Below are 18,577 nucleotides of genomic sequence, written 5' to 3' on the forward strand. Positions count from 1 at the left end.
TCATTAACCATAAGGCCGGATTATTCCAGCCTTTTTTTATTGTTTTATGTTTTCAGACGTAAAGATTAGGACTATACCGTGTTTTGGATGCATTTTATTTTTAAATTAGCCGTAAATTTTATTTATGAAGATCCATATTTCAATTTTATTTATTTTATTTTTTATCCTTGGAAGTGCACAGAGCACGGATCAGAAGGATACTTTCGTAAAAGATAATTTCACCAAAAAGGAATTCTACATTCCGATGCGTGACGGAGTAAAGCTTTTCACAGCGGTCTATGTTCCGAAAGATATTTCAAATAAAAACAAATATCCTTTTCTGATGCAGAGAACCTGCTACAGCATTGCTCCTTACGGAGAAAATGAGTATAAAGCGAAACTGGGACCTAATAAGTTTTTGATGAAGGACAAATATATTTTTGTATTCCAGGATGTACGCGGAAGGTATATGAGCGAAGGTACCTTCACCAATATGACTCCTCAGACAGACCGCAAAACGAAAAAAGATGTTGACGAAAGCACAGATACCTATGACACGATAGAATGGCTTTTGAAAAACGTTAAAGACAATAATGGTAAGGCCGGACAGTATGGTACTTCATACCCCGGATTTTATACAGCAGTAGGAATACTGGCGCAGCATCCTGCTCTGGTAGCTTCATCTCCTCAGGCTCCTATTTCTGACTTCTGGAATGATGATTTTCTTCACAACGGAAGATTTATGATGGGCTATTTCAGAACTTTTCCTGTTTTCGGTGTTCAGAAGACAAAACCTGAAAACAAAGCCTGGTATATGGATTCTTTCATTAAGCAGACTTCAGAAGACGGCCTTAAGTTTTACAGAGATATGGGAACTTTAAAGGATGGTTATGAAAAATACTATAAGAACAATTTCTTCATGACCGAGATCATGAACCATCCAAATTACGATGAATACTGGCAGAAAAGGAATCTTCTTCCTCATCTTAAAAATGTAAACCATGCCGTAATGACTGTTGGAGGATGGTTTGACGCAGAAGATCTTTCGGGACCATTAAATATTTACAAAACCATAGAAAAAACAAGTCCTAAAGCTAAAAACACGATCGTCATGGGACCTTTCTCTCATGGAGCATGGGCACAGGAACAAGGGAAACATTTTCACAATCAGATTTATTTTGGAGACAGCATTGCCACCTACTATCAGAAGAATATTGAAACCAAATTCTTTAATCACTATTTAAAAGGAAATACAAAAGAAGATGCCGGACTTCCGGAAGCTTTGATGTATGATACAGGATCCAAAGAATGGAGAGAATTTGCCTCTTATCCTCCTAAAAATGCTCAGAAGGTCAATTTCTACTTAACTGACGGAACATTAAAAAATGCCTCCGGACAGGGATTTTCAGAATACTACAGTGACCCTAACAATCCTGTTTTAAGCTCAGACAACCTGAAAGATTTCAATGGATTTACTCCTAAAAACTATATGTCGGAAGACCAGAGATTTGCCGTTGGCAGACCTGATGTTCTGACTTTTACCACTGATGTTTTAACGGAAGACATGAGTTTCGCAGGAGAGATTATAGCTAAACTGAATATCGCCTCCTCTTCTTCTGACGCAGATTTTGCTGTAAAATTAATTGACGTTTACCCTGAGGATTTCAAACCTAAAGAAAAGAAAGAGGGTGTGATCTATCCAAATTACCACCAAATGGTAAGAAGTGAGATCATGCCTGCCAGATTCAGAAACTCAAGAGAGAAGGGAGAAGCTCTGGTTCCTAATCAGAAGACTGCCGTCAATTTCAGGCTGCAGGATGTTGTACATACTTTCAAGAAAGGACACAAAATCCAGATTCAGATCAGCAGTACATGGTGGCCACTTTTTGCTGTCAATCCTCAGAAATTCATGGATAATCCAAATTTTGCCACGAAGGAAGATTATACAAAAGCTTTCATCAAAGTGTATAACGACAGTTCTATTGAAGTTGAAGTCTTAAAATAAAAAAGTGGTGTGGCTTCATAAGCATGAGCCAGCTATATAGTATAGATACTGTTAAATTAAAATTCCGGTCGCTGATAACCTCAGCGACCGGAATTTTTCATTAGGTGACTGATAGATTTCGAATACCTCAGCCACAAGCGGTATCATTTTCTTACTCCTCAATCGTTCTGAATGTAAGGTTCACTCTCGGTGTTTTTACTCTCGTTGTCGGAGGAAGTCTGTGCATCCAGTTTTCCTGTGTTGTCCCTTTCATAATGAGCAAACTTCCATCTTCCAGAAATATTTCCACTTTCTCTTTGGTTGTTTTATGCTTAAATAAGAATTTTCTTTCTGCCCCAAAAGTAAGGGATGCAATGGCCCCATATTTTTTAAGGTCTTTTTCACCATCACTGTGGTAGGCCATCCCTTCACTTCCGTCATGGTATAAATTGAGAAGGCAGGAATTGTATGTTTCTCCCGAAACTTCTTCACACTTTTTCTTTAACTCCAATAATTCGGGAGTCCAGAACTTCGCCTGTTTTGTCCTTTTGGAATACGTATATTCAAAGGCTTTCTCTCCAAACCAGGCTACTTTTCTTTTTGTTAAAATCAATTTTCCAAAGATCACCGCCTCATCATTTTCCCAGGGAATCTGATGGAGCAGGTAATCATAAAAAAAGTCTGACCTTTCTTTGTCAAAGATTTTTCCGTAATAATGGACCGTTCCGTCATTCGGAAGAATATTCACCGGAAATTCTGACAGGTCTTCAAACAGATTCATCATTATTTAAAATTTTATATAAAGTAAATTATAACTACCAGAATAACTACAGCGATCAGAAGTAACTTCAGCCGTTCATACATGACCTCCTCCTTCTTTATTTTTGTCCATTGAATATCTCTGGCTTTTTTTTCAAGTTCTTTTATTTTTTCTTCAGCTTCCTTTTGCCTTACTGTATTCCTGTAACTTTCCATCGAATACTCCCAAATAATCTCCTCCGTTAAAGGAATCTGTTTTATGCTTTTGAAATCATGGATGGCAATGGATTCTATTTTACCTTCTCTATTCCAGTTTTTTGTCACCCTGAGTTCTCCATTTTTATAGATAAATTCATAACCGATATTCCGGTGATCCAAAGAATTTTCACTGTCACTGGGATCTGATTGATCATCATAATAATATACTGATCTTCCTGTAGGTTTTCCAAGAGAAAAACTTTTGATAGTACTTATTTTTCCATTTTCGTACCAATGCTTAAAATCGCCATCCGGAAGATTATTGATATAGAATCCCTCTGCTCTTTTTCTGTCGTCAGGATATAAAAATGTAACTAACCCGTTTTTGAAATATTTTTTAAGAGAACTTTCAGGGTTGTTCTTAAAATAGTTATTTTTCCCATGCCAGTTTTCGTAAAAATGATCAAACTGCCACGGAAAGATAAGTCTTGAAATACCTTCCAGATCGATTTCAAATTCCGATCTGTGTTCCGGTACAAATGTGATAACAGCACAAGGCGGATCAATTCCAAGTTTCCTGTACGCACAAAGCTTATGATGCCCATCGAGAATATATTCGTGCGGATAATCATCTTCTAAAAATTTTCCGGTAAAAATGATGGCAAACGGCCGCGCACCGGATGAAATAAGGCTTTCATAATGTTCTATAAGATTGATATTGATCTCTTCTTTGGATTTCCAGGCTACAAAAGGCTGTTCATATTCATTAAAACGATGAGTTCCGTTGTAAGTTCCGTGAAAAGTATAATCGTATATGATATTCTGCCTTAACTTGTCATCATATTTTTTGATTTCTTTTTCTACGTCTTGCCTGTCAAGCCTTTCTTCTGCAAAAGCAGCAATACGACCAGAATTCTTGTGTATTTTAGGTACAGTAAAATCAAGATGATACTTCCCGTTTTTTAATACCTGCAGTAAAGGTTCCAAAATATCAAATAAATCCTCTATCCGGTCTGTATAATCTACATCCAGATCAACATTCTCCAGTTTATTATGAATTAAGTGTTTACTTTCGTTATCCATAGGAAGCAACACCAGGTTTTCATCTCCAGGATCATCACAGTCATCCCAAAGAAAAAGTACCGGACTGTTTCCTATCGTAAGACTTTCACTATAGTATTTAGGTTCATAACTTATAGAAAGCAAATTGAGCCCTTCTTTAATTTCAAAATTCATGGTGATGAATGTCAATTCGAAATATTACACACTTTTAAAATCTAAAGGTAATACAAAACATAAATCGGACAAATAATTTTCAAAGACAGATACAAAAAGGATCAATAAAAAAGTCATCACCAGAAGAGTTTTAGCCGAAACCTAAATTTATGAATCCCTGTTCAGTAATAGATTATGGTAAAATAGAATTTTCAGAGTACATATGCGAACTTTCCCAGCCTACCATCAGCTGTTTTCTTTCGCTTCCCCATCGGTAACCTCCAATATGTCCCGTAGACTGGATGACACGGTGACAGGGAATAAGGAACGCTACAGGATTGCTGCCTATTGCAGTTCCAACAGCTCTGGATGCATTGGGATTTCCTATTTTTTCTGCCAGGCTGCCATAGGTAGAGAGTTTTCCCATTGGAATAGAGAGCAGACTTTCCCAGACTTTAAGCTGAAAATCTGTTCCTTTTAAGTGTAATTTAATTGTATTGAGTTTCGTCCAGTCTTGATCGAATATGGACAAGGCATTTTTCTGGAGAACATCCAGCCTTTCAAAAAAAGAAGCATTGGGAAATGTATGTTTCAACTTTCCCAATGCTGTTTCTTTATCGTCTTCAAAAGCCATATAGCAGATCCCTTTTTCTGTTGAGGCTGCCATTACGTATCCAAAAGGACTTTTGGAAAAACTGTAATTGATATTCAGGCTTTTTCCGCCGTTTTTATATTCCGCCGGAGACATTCCTTCTATTTTCACAAAGAGGTCATGAAGCCTGCTTGTGCTGGAGAATCCAGTCTCATAAGCGGTATCAAATAAACTCGCTTTCTCTTCCTTCAATAAATTTTTGGCATGTTCAAGACTAATGAACTGTAAAAATTTCTTGGGACTTGTTCCTGCCCATTCAGTAAATATCCTCTGAAAATGAGCGGGACTCAAGTGTATTTTATCTGCCACTTCCTCCAAACCTGGCTGAAGCCTGAAATTGCTTTGGATATATTCTATCGCTTTGGCAATTCTGTTATAATCGATCTGACTTTGTGCGGACATACTATTTCTTTTTTACCTCACAAATTTCCAAAGAATACAGGGCAGAAAAAATCTGATTCTTGCGGAATTTTAGTTGTTGTTATAGATATGGTTGTAAGCAAGCATTTTGTAATATAGCTTAGCGGCTAAGAAAGCAGTTGGTTTAGGCATTGGAGAATCCATTAATTCAACAATATCAAAAGCTACTACATTACATTTTTCAAATACTTTTTTCAATAATTCCAATGTTGGGTACCATTGAAGCCCACCAGGTTCCGGAGTTCCTGTAGATGGAGCAATCGAAGGATCAAAAGCATCAAGGTCAATCGTGATATAAACGTTTCCTGAAACTTTTTCCAGAACATCATTCACCCAGTTGTCATTGTTTGCAATTTCATGCGCAAAAAACACTCTTCCTTCAGGCAGGTATTCCGCTTCTTCAGCATCCATAGAACGGATTCCCACCTGCACTAAGTTATGCTTCTGATTAGCCTCAAAAACCGCACATGCGTGGTTAGAAGTAGATCCATGGAATTCCGGACGTAAGTCTGTGTGAGCATCTAACTGAAGAACAGTAAGATTTTCAAATTTCTCACCTACCGCACGGATTGAACCAATAGAAACAGAATGCTCACCTCCAAAAAGGGTAAATACCTTTCCTTCATTATTCAATAACTCTTTTGTTTTTTGGTAAACGGCTTCCGTCATCGCTTCAGGACTGGAATTTTCAGAAACTTCTCCAGCCAGATACACTCCCTCAAGGAAAGGTTCAGTTCCTGTTTCAATATCATAAAGCTCCATATTTTCGGAAGCGTCAAGAAATAATTCCGGACCTTTGTCCGCTCCTTTACCCCATGTTGAAGTTCCATCGTAAGGAACGGTTACCAGCATTACCTTAGAGTTTTCTAACGTTGCATTTTCTTCAGGAATTCCTGCGTATGTTCTCATGTTTTATTTAAAAATTTAAATGATTTAAAGATTGAAATATTCCTGACAAAGATACAAAGAGTTTGTGAGTTTGAAGGTAAATGAGTGTAGATCTGTTGTCAGTTGCTGGTGGTCATAAATTTGATGGTTGCCAGTTGCCAGTTCGCAGTAATTAAGTCAACCGGATCATTGCCTGACATCTTGGTTCTTGACTCTTGACTCTAGATTCTTGATTTTATCATTCACATTTTCTAAACTTAATTCAAAAAAGTCTCGTGTCTGATATCTGATATCTGACATCTAGCATCTTGACTCTTGGTTCTTGGTTCTATCATTCACCATTAACATTTTCTAAACTTAATCCAAAAAAGTCTCATGTCTGATATCTGATATCTGACATCTAGCATCTTGACTCTTGATTCTTAATTCCTAGCTTAGCTCTCCTCCCCTTTCCCCTTTCAAACCAATTCCCTACTTTTGTAAAAAACAAAATATGTCCTTAAAAGCTGTTCTTTTCGATATGGACGGGGTTATTGTAGATACAGAACCACTTCACAGAAAAGCTTATTTCAAAACATTTAACGAACTGGGGATCACTGTTTCCGAAGATTTATACACCTCTTTAACGGGAGCTTCCACGAAAAGAGTGGCTGAAACACTGATCGGGAAATATAATTTAACGCAGACCTACGAAACTATTGCTGCCATTAAAAGAGCTCATTTCAAAGATTATTTTGATAATGATGAAGAATTTGACCTGATTCCTGGAGTAAGGGAACTGATCAAACATTATCATGAGAGTGGCATTAAGCTTATACTTGCTTCTTCAGCAACGATGATTACTATCAATATGGTTTTTGAAAAGTTTGGGCTTGAACAGTATTTCAGCGGAAAAATAAGCGGTGCGGCTCTAAAGGAATCCAAGCCTCACCCGGAGGTGTTTCTCTTAGCCGCAGAAATGGCAGAAGAACCGGCAGAAAACTGTATGGTCATTGAAGATTCTACCAACGGAATTCTTGCAGCAAGCAGAGCTGAAATTTTCTGTGCAGCCTACAGAAGTCCACATTCAAAAAATCAGGATTATACTTTAGCCGATATCGTGGTTTCAGATTATGAAGAACTGGAACTGGATAAGCTTTCAAAATATTTTTAAATGAAAAAACTCTCAAAATTGAGCGTTTTTTTGGCTCATTTGTAAATAAAGATTGATGCAAATTCTCTACTTTTACAAACTTTTTAAAACTAAAATTATGAAATTTAAATTATTGACCGCTGTTCTTTTTGCCACTATAGGAAATCATGCTCTCTACAGCCAAAATAGCTGGAATTTAAAATACACATTCACGGACCACTCTCAAAACTGGGTTGCTGCATTTATTGATGAAAATAAGGGATTTGTATCTGGATTTACTAATGATGGCAAAGGAGCTATTAAGTACACGGCAGACGGAGGAACAACCTGGACCGAAATTTTCAAACAGAATAATTTAGGATATGTTCCTGGTTTTAGCTTTCTGGATGAAAATAATATATGGGCTTTCCATGACCAAAATATCTATAAAACAACCAATGGAGGTATCTCCTGGACAATATCAACTGTAAGTAACTCTATGGGTTATCTTAGAAGCGTGAAATATTCTTCCCTTACTGAAGGAATTATGAAAACCAGCAAAGGTAAATACAAAACCACAGATGGAGGTCAAAACTGGACAGTCGTGAAAATATATTCTTCAAATGATTTTGAGCTTAACTCCAATGGTCAAAGTATAAACCCAAGTACTGGTGAAGGATATGGCATTATCGGCATGTATCTCTATCAGACCAATGACTATGGAGAGACTTGGACACAGATTTTAACAATGCCCAATTATTCTACTGCCCAATCCCGTAGATATACCAGTGTACATTATAAAGGATATCTTACAGGAGAATATTTCTATGGTACATTAGGCTACGATGGTACAACCTTCCTTAAATCATCAAACAATATATGGCAGAAATTACCCAATAACTTCATTAGATATGCTGTTACAGATGCTTTCCCAGATGGGATGTTTATGGGATATGCAGACCAAAAAATATACAATATTAAGACTAAGGATGTCATCTATACGCTTCCGGGAAACGAATATATCAGTTATATGGGAAGCATCGGAAATGTAGGCCATGCTGTGGGAGGTAACAAATTCTATAAATATTCTAACGCATCTGCATTGGCAACCCAAGAAACAACTGTAAACTCATTTAAAGTTTATACTCAAAACAATTCAGTCGTTGTACAATCCCCTTCAACACGTGGAAATATTTCTATTTATGATATGTCCGGGGCCTTAATAAAGTCCGGAGTACCTGTGAAGAAAGGAGAAACCAAAACTATTGAACTTAATCAGGGAGTTTACATCGTTACTATTCATGGTGAACAAAGAGATTATTCTCAAAAAATCCAGATTAAATAGGATGTGATTTCAACATTATGATAAAAAAATAAAAACTCTCAGAATCTGAGAGTTTTTATTTTATCTATTATTATGACCTATCATTCTGAATAAACGAAGTGAAAAGTGAGATTGCTTCGTTACCTTTGTTCCTCGCAATGACAGGTTGAAGTCTTATTTATAACCTAGAATTTTCAAGATATCTTCCGGTTCCTGTTTTTCACGGAATACTTCATACTGAAGCTCACCATTCTCATCTTTCTGAATTAAGACATGTCTCGGCTGAGGCATCAGACAGTGGTGAACACCACCATATCCTCCGATCGTTTCCTGATAGGCTCCTGTATGGAAAAATCCAATATACAGGGGTTTGGTATCGCTGAAAACCGGCAGATAGATCGCATTGGTATGCTGTTCAGAATTGTAATAATCATCCGAATCACAAGTCAGTCCACCCAGGAATACTCTTTCATACGTATCTTCCCATCTGTTCAGCGGAAGCATGATAAAGTGTCTGGAAATTGCCCATGTATCAGGAAGTGTAGTCATGAATGAAGAATCAATCATATTCCACTTTTCTCTGTCGTTCTGACGTTTCTGAGAAATGATTTTATAAAGATTCGCTCCACTTTCTCCTACGGTAAAGCTTCCGAATTCAGTATAAATATTAGGCTCTTCAACTCCTTCCTCTTCACAGAATTTCTTGATCTGAGAAACAATTTCCTCTACCATGTACTGATAGTCATACTCAAAGTTTAAAGAAGTTTTGATTGGGAAACCTCCACCAATGTTCAGTGAGTCTACTTCCGGAGCAATTTTCTTCAAACGTGCGTATACACGAAGACATTTGTACAATTCATTCCAGTAATAAGCCGTGTCTTTGATCCCCGTATTGATGAAGAAGTGAAGCATTTTCAGTCTTGCATTCGGGTGCTCAGCGATTTTCTGGCTGTAATAAGGAATGATATCTCTATATCCTATCCCTAATCTTGAGGTATAAAATTCGAATTTCGGTTCTTCCTCAGAAGCGATTCTGATTCCGATATCGAAAGTGGTATCAATACTTTCTGTAAGCTTATCCAGCTCACGGTAGTTATCCAGGATCGGGGTAATGTTTTCAAAACCGCTGTTGATCATCTCCGAAATTTTCGCCAGATAATCATCAGTCTTGAATCCATTACAGATGACCTCGATATTTTTATCTACTTTACCTTTCCCATAAAGAGATTTTACAATATCCATGTCATAGGCTGAAGACGTTTCTATAGAAATATCATTCTTAAGAGCTTCTTCAAGCACAAAATTGAAATGACTGGATTTTGTACAGTAGCAGTAGGTATAATTCTTTTTATATTCGGCTTTCTCAAAAGCTTCCCTAAACCAGCTTTTCGCCTTCTGGATATTTTGAGAAATTCTCGGCAGGTAGCTAATTTTTAGCGGTGTGCCAAATTTTTCAACGACTTCCATTAAAGGAACATCGTGAAATAACAAATTGTTCTCAGAAACATTAAATTCCTCTGTAGGAAAGTACAATGTCTGATCAATAAGTTCCGAGTACTTTATTTTCATTTCTTGACAAGTGAATTACGAAATGCAAAATTGCTAAAAAAGTTTGATTTTTAAGCGTTAAATTTATTATAAATTTAAAATTGGCACTCAGCAAAAACCCCTACAGATTATTAATTCGTGAACTTCTTAACATATTCTTCTCTCTTATCTTCTGTAATTTCCAAAACCTGTTGAATATAAGTATCAATTGAACCATATTTCTTATTGATTTCGCCAAAGGCAGCATCGAGGTAAGAAGCCTCTACCCAACTGAGTTTTTCAAGAACCCTGACATCCATTTTAGGATAGAGAAAATGTAGATTATCTGCCAGTTTCAGCCTTTTAAGGACTAACTTTTTTCTGTAATTATTTGATAAAAGATAATCATTGTAAATTGTTGCCTTATCAAATTTCAAAATCGTTAAAATTAATGCTGTAGTAATCCCTGTTCTGTCTTTTCCAGCTGTGCAGTGGTAAAGTACCGGCTGATCAGATTCCAGAATCTCAGTGATTATTTTCCGGATCACCTCAGGATTCTCCGTTACGTATTCCCGGTAAAAATCAATCATCCTTTTATCAGCATCGGAACCGTTTACTTTCCCCTTTAAAACAAGCTTTTTTGCCTGGCTCAGTTGGTCTCCTTCATCTTCAAAAGCCGAATATTTCTTATAAACAATATCTGCCGGCAGGTGGTCTGGTTTCTCTGCTATTTCCTTTGAATTTCTGAGATCTATCACTTCCTTTATCCCCAAACTTTCCAATTCTTTGAATGATCCAGTCTTCAGCTTATGGAGATGTCCGCTTCTGTAGAATTTTCCTTCTATTAAAGTTCGTCCCTCAACATTTTTAATACTTCCAATGGTCCTGAAATTATATACTTTTTTGATTGTAACTGTATTCTGTGTTTCATTTCTGCCATATTGCGGCTGTGTAAAATCCTGTGTTTTACAGGAAAAAACACAAAATGACAGCATCAACAGCATCGATATTTTTATTAAATCTCTCAATATATTTTGGGATATTCTATTTCATTAATTCCAACAAAAAACAGCAGATCTCCGGACTCATACTGAATGGAAACCTCATCTTCAACTGCAAAATTCCTGGTTCCAATCCTTGAAGTAATGCTCAAACTTCCGTTAGTTAATGGCCAGTTGACACCTTTTGTAGTAATATTCTCTACAGAAGGGAAAGGATACAGGGAAATCATTTTGCGGTTCACTCCTTTCACACTAAATTGTTTGGGAATGAAATAATACTCAGAAAACTCGTCGTAGAATTTCAGGTTCATCTTATCTTTAAAAGCATACGCTACCGTCAGGTTTCCTAAAAAATGATCCTGTTCACCTCCACTTCCTCCGAAAACATCCACTTCTGTGAATCCTTTTTCAAGGATAATTTCCAATGCTTTGTGAAAATCGGTTTTATCCTGATCCACAGTAAGAATAAATTTCCCCTGATAAACACTTTCATCTGATCCTGAATGAGAATCGAAATCACCGGAAATGAAGTCCAGCCTATCCAGAGGGAAACCCATATTCTTCAGATAGTGAAAAGCACCGTCGGTACAGGCTATTAAACCATAATTAGCAGGATCCGGAAAGGTTTTTGGATGATCTCCGTTAATGAAAAGTAATGCCTTATCTTTCATTCGGGTTCCAGTATTCTTCCGGTTCGTTATTGATTTTTGAAATATATCTTGCCAAAACAAAAAGATAATCAGAGAGTCGGTTCAGATATTTGATCAGCTCGGGACGAACTTCTTCAGATTCATTTAAGAAAACAAGCGAACGTTCTGCTCTTCTGCAAATCGTTCTTGCTGCATGTAAAAATGTTGCAGATTTTCCACCACCCGGAAGAATGAAATACTGAAGCGGCTCCAATTGATCTTCAAAAGCATCCATCCACTGTTCAAGTTCTTCGATCTCAGTATCTGAAATAATCAATGGAAGACGTGATTTTCCGTTGGCCAGCATCAATTTATCTACCGGTGTTGCAGCTTCTGAGCCTACCGTAAACAGATCAAACTGAATTTTCTTCAACTGCTTCAAAACCTCTTCATCCTCAATATGACTTTTAGAAATCCCAATGAATGAATTAAGCTCATCTATATTTCCGTAGCTGTCAACTCTCGCACTGGCCTTGGAAACTCTTGTACCGCCGTATAGCGCGGTTTGTCCTTTATCTCCTGTTTTAGTATAAATTTTCATACTACTAAAATACTTTATTTTGTACAATCTGCAAGGTATACCTGATTTTAATCACAAGTCAATATGGAAATTAAAATAAACACTAAGGTCTGAAAAGTATAGATTATTGCCTTAATTAACAGATACACTATTTCGCTTCAGCACCATCTTATTTTTTCACTTTTCAAAAAAAATTAATGGAATGTAAAAAGCATATTGAAGCAAAAGATAAGATACAATAGATAAAAAACATGAGAACATAATAGGTGAATTTCTTGTTCTTTTTAGTTAAAAAGTTAAGTACCACCAAAGCAATGGTGAGAAAAAAACCTACTCCTATCGAACAAATTCCTAAAAGAAAATAGATGTCATTTTCGTTAAAAATACTAATATCAGACATAATTTTAAATTAATATTAATAACCTTATTCATTGATTACAGGTACTGTACAAAAATTAATGCTGCTAAAAATAACACAATAATTCGGGATAAAGCGTGCTTCTCTTTCTTTCGGGTTGAATTGATCATAAAAATGTTGAAGATGTATACTATTCCAAAAAAAATGACCGGATAAATCCGGTCACTCACAAATTATTTATTTACCTCTACATATTGTATGATGGTCTGGTTTTTGGGATTATAGATTATCGTACTGTTGTTCGGAAACCTTTTCAGTTTATAATATTCTATACTCTTATCACTTTTAATATCTTCGAGAAAACTGGTGTCAAAAGTGTTTTCAGGAAGGAATTTTGAGACAAAACTTATTTTGTCAATGATACTTTGTCCGTCTATTTTACGGGCTGTTTTATCTGATTTGCTCTCATCGGAAGAAGGCTGCCTTTCCAGAAAAGGAAGCAGTACTGCAATGTCTGACTTATACTTAAAGATATATCCCTCGGAACCGTTTGGAAATTTAAATTTCTTTCCAGTATCTTCTGAAACGACAGACTTTCCTTCATTGGGAAATACTTCGTTAAATTTTACATCCTGGGAATTAGCTAAGGAATTAATCGATTCGCTCACCGTTTTTTTGACGGTCTCTTCTACCGCCTGCTGCGCTTTCTGCTGTACGGTTTCTGTAGTTTTCTGAACAGTCTCGTCTATTTTCTCTTCAATCTTATTACATGATATTAATAAAAAAACAGGAATAACAGGCAAAATATACTTCTTCATTTCGAGATTTTAATAACGGGCATTTTTATTATGAATGCAATTTACATCTTAACGGAGAAACACACCTATATATTTTAGTTAATAAATAAAATATTTTTTCAAAGTCAGAAACACTGCTGACAAACTGTTGTCATAACCCCGGCTTACCTTTGTATCAACAATAACAAACTAAACAATACAATTATGACAACTACAGCAACGGCCACAAAACAATTTATGACTTCCGATCAATTATTAGAGCACTGGCAAGGGCATAGAAACCTGACAAGAAGAGTAATCGAAGCTTTTCCGGAAAAAGAATTATTCGAATTTTCTGTAGGCGGCATGAGACCCTTCGCAAAGCTGGCAGGAGAACTGATCGGCATCGGCGGACCAGCTTTAAAAGGAATTGTTGAAAAAAACATGGAAGCTTACAACGAAGAAGGTTTCGTTCCAAAAACGAAAGAAGATATCCTTAAAAAATGGGATGAGGAAACCGAAGTGATCAACCATTATTACAGCCAGATCACAGAGGAGCGTTTGCAGGAAACATTCAATTTATTCGGGCAGTATGAATTCCCGGTGTATCAGAACATTCTTTATTTCATTGATAATGAAATTCACCACAGAGGTCAGGGGTATACGTATCTTAGAGCTTTAGGAATTGAGCCCCCTTTTTTTTGGGAGAGATTTTAGGATCATTAATGCCTTTACTCAGGCTGAAAATGATGATTCAGTCCAGACAAAAAAATGAAGCTTCAGAATCGCAAAGCCAATCACTCGAATTATCCATACTTTAAATACAGACACCGCAGATTTTGTCGTTTTTTATTTTGTCTTTTTAGTTTAAGTAAAAGTTTCTTTATTCAACTGATATAAATTTTTAAAAATCGGGCTTCACAAATGTGAAGCCCGATTTTATCTTTTTATTCAGGCAAAATATGGGTAAAAAATCGGGTGATATTCTCCTTTAGTTTTACAAACATTCCGGAAGTCGAAAATTCTTTATTATCATATCCTATAGGGAATCCTTTTTCAACATATTCATCGTTCTTTTTCAGCGTCAGCGTCTGAAAACCATCATTGACCTTTCCCAGCCTTTCTGTATGGATATCTAAAAATTTAACGGAAGCTTTCTTTGAAAAATCCAGCTGACGGATATCAATCGTTTTAATTTCTTTTTTCAGATCTGACCGAAAATACAGATTCATGTTTTTCACATCAATCACAGTTTGCCATTCTCCTGCATAAATGGAATTCAGAATATTCCAGGCGTAGTCTACAGGTTTCTTATCGTACTGATAGTTTTTAAGCATATAGTAAGCTCTGTTATACCGGTCTTCCCATTTTCCCTGCCCGGTAAAATCAAATTTCTCGGTCCCTCCCAAGAAGTCAAACTTTTTAGCATTATCAAAATCTTTCTTATACTGATTGTTACACAGAAGAGGCATCGGCATATCTTTATCCGTCAATACTTTGTATTTCCCGTTAAGTAAAGCGATTGTAGCGGTATTTCCTTTGGCATCACTCAGAAAAAAATGGCTTCCCGCAGCATTGGGCCACCAATCTATATTGGGCCCATCATTCAAGTGGTCTACGACTTCCTGTACCGATTTGTAATTATCCAGCTGATATTGAATCCACTGAGCCCAAAACATATTGGGCTGTGCAGGATTGAATACTTTTGTTGTTTCTTCAAGATACAGTTCAACCAGAAAAAGTCCTTTTTCATTCACTCCATAACAGGGAAAATCATATCCTAAAAGATTAAAAGTGACCGATCCATATCGAGAGGTCCATTCTTTATCATATTTTGACTGATCAGTGGTGAGGTTTTCCCAGCTGATATTTCTTTTTTCAGTATCCCGTTTGTTTACCACAATCATTCCGGGCATTGTTTTCCAATTCTCATTAAATCCCACTACACAATGGTCTTTTCCTTTTAATAAAAATACTGAACATGCGGAAAGAATGCCGGAGTAAACAAGCCCGGCTAACAGCAAGCCACGTAAGAATAAAAGTTTCATGATTTTATATAACTATGTTTTTATTATGTATCAGATCAAGTTCAAGAGATTATTATAATCCTTACTTTCATTCTGCTTTTTTTGAAATATTTGCCACCAAATTTTTGATTTTCACCTTTAAGAATTCCGGTTCCAAAATAGTGGCATAGTCTGCAAAAGTGATCAGCCAACGCGGGAACCCTTCATCGATCCATTCGGTATCAAAGGTCATTTCAATACCATTCTCTTTTTCTGTTTCTTCCACAAATCCATAGTATCTTTTGGAATTGACGATATGACCAATAATTTTTTTCTCTACCAAAAGTCTGACCCTAGTTTTCTCTCCGTTTGAATATCTTCTGTAATCATTGATCTGTCCGTACTCCTGGGAAAATGGGTTTTGGGTTTTGAAAATCTGCAAAATCCTGTCAACGCGAAATTGTCTGAAATCTTTCCTTAAAGTACAAAAAGCCATAATGTACCAGTAATTGAACTCAAAGAAAACACCGACTGCTTCCACCGTTCTGTTGGTGACCTCCGAATGAACGGTTTTATATTCGATAATCAGTTGCGTTTTATCTGCAATACTTTCAAGAATGGTTGGGATCACATTTTTGAGTTCGCTGCCGGGCTGAATATGGTAGTTAAAAACATCGATCTGTTTTTCTATATTCTGAATCAGGTTTTTGTCTGAATGCCGAAGTACCGACCTTACTTTTTCCATTGCTGTCTGGTAATGATTTCCGAGACTTTGGTGGGAAAATTTCTGCATGAGTTTTTCAGCGGTAATAAAGCTAAGCACCTCTTCCTTGGTGAACATAATGGGAGGGAGTTTATACCCATCCATCAGAGAATACCCGTTTCCTGCTTCACCGATAATGGGAATCCCCGCGTTTTCAAGGGTTTTCACATCACGGTAGATTGTCCGGATACTGACATCAAATTTAGCAGCAAGGTCCTGAGCCCTTACTGTTGGTTTCGATTGCAGCTGGGTAAGAATTGCAGTTACTCTGTCCAGCTTTTTAAGATAGTGATCGTTCATATTGCTATGGCAAATCTATCAATCTTTTTTGGTCTGGAAAATATAAAGCGGTTGCTTTTATAGTATTTATTTTCTACAAACTGTATTTAACTCCGATACCATTGTATCTGCTTCTTAATAGTAAGAGTTAAAAAAAAAATCAATTTCATTTTGCTTAAAATATTCGAATTTTTATATCCTAAAAAGTATACATTAAAACCTTGCGCTTAAAACCTCTTACAAAAGGAATAATCATTGGATCAATTATCTTTAAAAGAATTCACCAGTTTATCCAGATTCAAACTTCGGGCAGAAGCATCAAAAATCTCGCGGTAGGTACCATTCATCTGGACTAATTCGTCATGGGTTCCACTTTCCACTACCCTTCCCTTTTTCATTACATAAATGGTGTCAGAATCTAATATCTGTGACAGTGAATGGGAAATGATCACTACAGTTCGGCCCTCTTTTATGGCATCAAGGGAATTTTTGATCTGTTCTGTAGCAATGGCATCCAGACTGGCAGTAGGTTCATCAAGGAAAATAATCGGTGGGTTTTTCAGGAATAATCTGGCAATAGCAATTCTCTGCTGCTGCCCTCCGGAAAGTTGCGTTGCATCATGCTGATAAGCATCTGGAAGATCCATTATCTGATCGTGGAGATATGCTTTTCTTGAAGCCTCCTGAATTTCTTCAAAACTGGCATTCATATCACCATAGCGTATATTATCTTCAATACTTCCCTGAAAGATGTGGTTTCTCTGAAGAACCAAGCCAAGGTCGTTTCTCAGAAAAGTATTATCAAAATCATTTAAGTTAACATCATCCAGCAAAATCTCTCCGGAATCCGGAAGGTAAAATTTACAGAGAAGATTGATCACGGTTGATTTTCCTGCTCCACTCAATCCTACAAGAGCTGTGGTTTTTCCGTTCTCGATTTTCATGGAAACATCATGCAGTGCTTTTGTTCCGTTTGGATAGGTGAAGTCTACATTTTTAAGTTCAAAATTACCTTTGATCTGCTTTTCTATAAACGTTCCATTCTGTTCTTTTTCGTCATCCGCATTCAAGATTTCAAAATAACCTTCTGCATAGATCATCGCATCATTCATATCATCGTAGATTCTATGCAGTTGACGAATCGGAGCAGAAATATTATTGAACAGCATAATATGAAGCATAATTGCGCCAATGGTCATCTGCTGATCCAGTACGAGATAAACGGTTAAAAGAATGATCAAAACCACTCCAAACTGCTCTATAAAAGTTTTTAAACCATCATAAATAAAGTTGGTTTTCCTTGTAAACATCTGGCTTTCCATAAGTTCCATCTGAAGGTCGTACTGTTTTTTACCTTCAAATTTTTCCCGGACAAAGCTCTTGATAACCATGATGGAATTGATTAAATTCAACAGTCCGGAAGTTTTGCGCTCTCTTTGATTTCTGAGCTGACGGCGCACTCCACCAAGCTTTTTAGCCTGTAACGAACTTATGTAAAAATAAATCGGAACAATGATCGTAGAAACCATTCCAACATACACATTCTGCATGTACATAATGATCAGTGCTATAATAGCGTTGGAAAAGAGGGGTAGTATATCGATAAAAAAGTTCTGAACCAGCTTGGTCAGACTTTCAATACCGCGGTCTATTCTGATCTGCAGCTTTCCGGATTCATGGTTCTCATCATTGAAATAGGCTACTCTATATGACAGGATCTTGTCGATGGCAGATTGAGCCAAAACGGAACTCACGTTGATTCTTATCTTTTCACCATAAAATTTCTGTCCGAAGTTGATGAAAATGTTAAGCAGTTCTTTTCCGAGTAAAATAATGGAGATTACCACCAGAATATGAATTCCTTCAGACATGGGATGCGGAAGATGGGTCAGGTTCGTCACCTCATCTACTGTATACTTTAATACAATGGGGTTGACCTGTGCGGCAAGTGCTCCCAAAAACGTAAGAAACAGCGTCCCGTAAATCATTAATCGGTATGGCCTGATAAATGGAACGAGCTGTTTATAAATTCCAAATAATGTTACTGTTCTGTTAAAAGGTTTTGCCATAAGAATTCGTTAATCAAAAATTAGGCATTTTTTGTGAAAAACAGCAAGTTTTTTCGAAT

16 protein-coding genes are annotated in these 18,577 nt (G+C 36.7%); 4 read left to right on the forward strand and 12 right to left on the reverse strand.

What is annotated here, in order from left to right; translation table 11 throughout:
* Positions 1-124: 124 nt before the first annotated feature.
* Positions 125-1,984: a CocE/NonD family hydrolase gene (locus IW16_RS18580; RefSeq protein WP_034747951.1), complete on the forward strand. Its 1,860-nt coding sequence runs from the start codon at positions 125-127 to the stop codon at positions 1,982-1,984.
* 151 nt (positions 1,985-2,135) lie between these two features.
* Here the strand turns inward: IW16_RS18580 and IW16_RS18585 are convergent, their stop codons facing one another.
* The 4 genes from IW16_RS18585 to speB all read right to left on the reverse strand — a co-directional run bounded on the left by IW16_RS18585 (position 2,136) and on the right by speB (position 6,116).
* Positions 2,136-2,744 carry an alpha-ketoglutarate-dependent dioxygenase AlkB family protein gene (locus tag IW16_RS18585; protein ID WP_034748502.1) on the reverse strand — a complete coding sequence of 203 codons (609 nt, stop codon included), beginning with the start codon at positions 2,742-2,744 and terminating at the stop codon, positions 2,136-2,138.
* 14 nt (positions 2,745-2,758) lie between these two features.
* Entirely contained in the window at positions 2,759-4,156 is a 1,398-nt protein-coding gene (locus IW16_RS18590) for a toxin-antitoxin system YwqK family antitoxin (RefSeq protein ID WP_034747953.1), read from the reverse strand.
* Positions 4,157-4,328: 172 nt separating this feature from the next.
* On the reverse strand, positions 4,329-5,189 hold the full coding sequence (locus IW16_RS18595; RefSeq protein ID WP_034747955.1) for a bifunctional helix-turn-helix domain-containing protein/methylated-DNA--[protein]-cysteine S-methyltransferase: 861 nt from the start codon (positions 5,187-5,189) through the stop codon (positions 4,329-4,331).
* 69 nt (positions 5,190-5,258) lie between these two features.
* A complete protein-coding gene (gene speB, locus IW16_RS18600; protein ID WP_034747958.1) occupies positions 5,259-6,116 on the reverse strand; it encodes an agmatinase in 858 nt (285 codons plus the stop codon).
* Between the two features lie 472 nt (positions 6,117-6,588).
* Here speB and IW16_RS18605 point away from each other — a divergent pair, with 472 nt between their 5' ends.
* Together IW16_RS18605 and IW16_RS18610 are read left to right on the forward strand one after the other, a co-directional pair.
* Entirely contained in the window at positions 6,589-7,248 is a 660-nt protein-coding gene (locus tag IW16_RS18605) for an HAD family hydrolase (RefSeq protein ID WP_034747961.1), read from the forward strand.
* Positions 7,249-7,345: 97 nt separating this feature from the next.
* Positions 7,346-8,551, forward strand: coding sequence for a WD40/YVTN/BNR-like repeat-containing protein (locus tag IW16_RS18610; protein WP_165572004.1), 1,206 nt, complete (start codon positions 7,346-7,348; stop codon positions 8,549-8,551).
* 153 nt (positions 8,552-8,704) lie between these two features.
* Here the strand turns inward: IW16_RS18610 and IW16_RS18615 are convergent, their stop codons facing one another.
* From IW16_RS18615 to IW16_RS18635, 5 genes are all read right to left on the reverse strand, one after another.
* Complete coding sequence (locus IW16_RS18615; protein WP_034731926.1) at positions 8,705-10,099, reverse strand: type III PLP-dependent enzyme domain-containing protein; 1,395 nt, start codon at positions 10,097-10,099, stop codon at positions 8,705-8,707.
* Between the two features lie 110 nt (positions 10,100-10,209).
* Complete coding sequence (locus IW16_RS18620; RefSeq protein ID WP_117590665.1) at positions 10,210-11,085, reverse strand: tyrosine-protein phosphatase; 876 nt, start codon at positions 11,083-11,085, stop codon at positions 10,210-10,212.
* The gene (locus IW16_RS18625) at positions 11,082-11,729 is read right to left on the reverse strand and encodes a thiamine diphosphokinase (protein WP_034747970.1); all 648 of its coding nucleotides are present in this window, start codon (positions 11,727-11,729) and stop codon (positions 11,082-11,084) included. Before IW16_RS18625 ends, IW16_RS18620 begins: the two co-directional genes overlap by 4 nt.
* On the reverse strand, positions 11,719-12,288 hold the full coding sequence (locus tag IW16_RS18630; RefSeq protein ID WP_034747973.1) for a cob(I)yrinic acid a,c-diamide adenosyltransferase: 570 nt from the start codon (positions 12,286-12,288) through the stop codon (positions 11,719-11,721). Before IW16_RS18630 ends, IW16_RS18625 begins: the two co-directional genes overlap by 11 nt.
* A gap of 570 nt (positions 12,289-12,858) precedes the next feature.
* Positions 12,859-13,443, reverse strand: coding sequence for a hypothetical protein (locus IW16_RS18635; RefSeq protein WP_034747975.1), 585 nt, complete (start codon positions 13,441-13,443; stop codon positions 12,859-12,861).
* A 183-nt stretch (positions 13,444-13,626) separates the two neighbouring features.
* Here IW16_RS18635 and IW16_RS18640 point away from each other — a divergent pair, with 183 nt between their 5' ends.
* Positions 13,627-14,118 (forward strand): DinB family protein, encoded by a 492-nt coding sequence (locus IW16_RS18640; protein WP_034747976.1) that lies wholly within the window; start codon positions 13,627-13,629, stop codon positions 14,116-14,118.
* A gap of 230 nt (positions 14,119-14,348) precedes the next feature.
* Here IW16_RS18640 and IW16_RS18645 read toward each other — a convergent pair whose 3' ends face one another.
* The 3 genes from IW16_RS18645 to IW16_RS18655 all read right to left on the reverse strand — a co-directional run bounded on the left by IW16_RS18645 (position 14,349) and on the right by IW16_RS18655 (position 18,437).
* On the reverse strand, positions 14,349-15,449 hold the full coding sequence (locus IW16_RS18645; protein ID WP_034747978.1) for a linear amide C-N hydrolase: 1,101 nt from the start codon (positions 15,447-15,449) through the stop codon (positions 14,349-14,351).
* Positions 15,450-15,516: 67 nt separating this feature from the next.
* Positions 15,517-16,470, reverse strand: coding sequence for a helix-turn-helix transcriptional regulator (locus tag IW16_RS18650; RefSeq protein ID WP_034747980.1), 954 nt, complete (start codon positions 16,468-16,470; stop codon positions 15,517-15,519).
* 239 nt (positions 16,471-16,709) lie between these two features.
* The gene (locus IW16_RS18655) at positions 16,710-18,437 is read right to left on the reverse strand and encodes an ABC transporter ATP-binding protein (protein WP_051890494.1); all 1,728 of its coding nucleotides are present in this window, start codon (positions 18,435-18,437) and stop codon (positions 16,710-16,712) included.
* Positions 18,438-18,577: the final 140 nt, after the last annotated feature.

The sequence above is a fragment of the Chryseobacterium vrystaatense genome (assembly GCF_000737765.1).
Classification (GTDB): Bacteria; Bacteroidota; Bacteroidia; order Flavobacteriales; family Weeksellaceae; genus Chryseobacterium; species Chryseobacterium vrystaatense.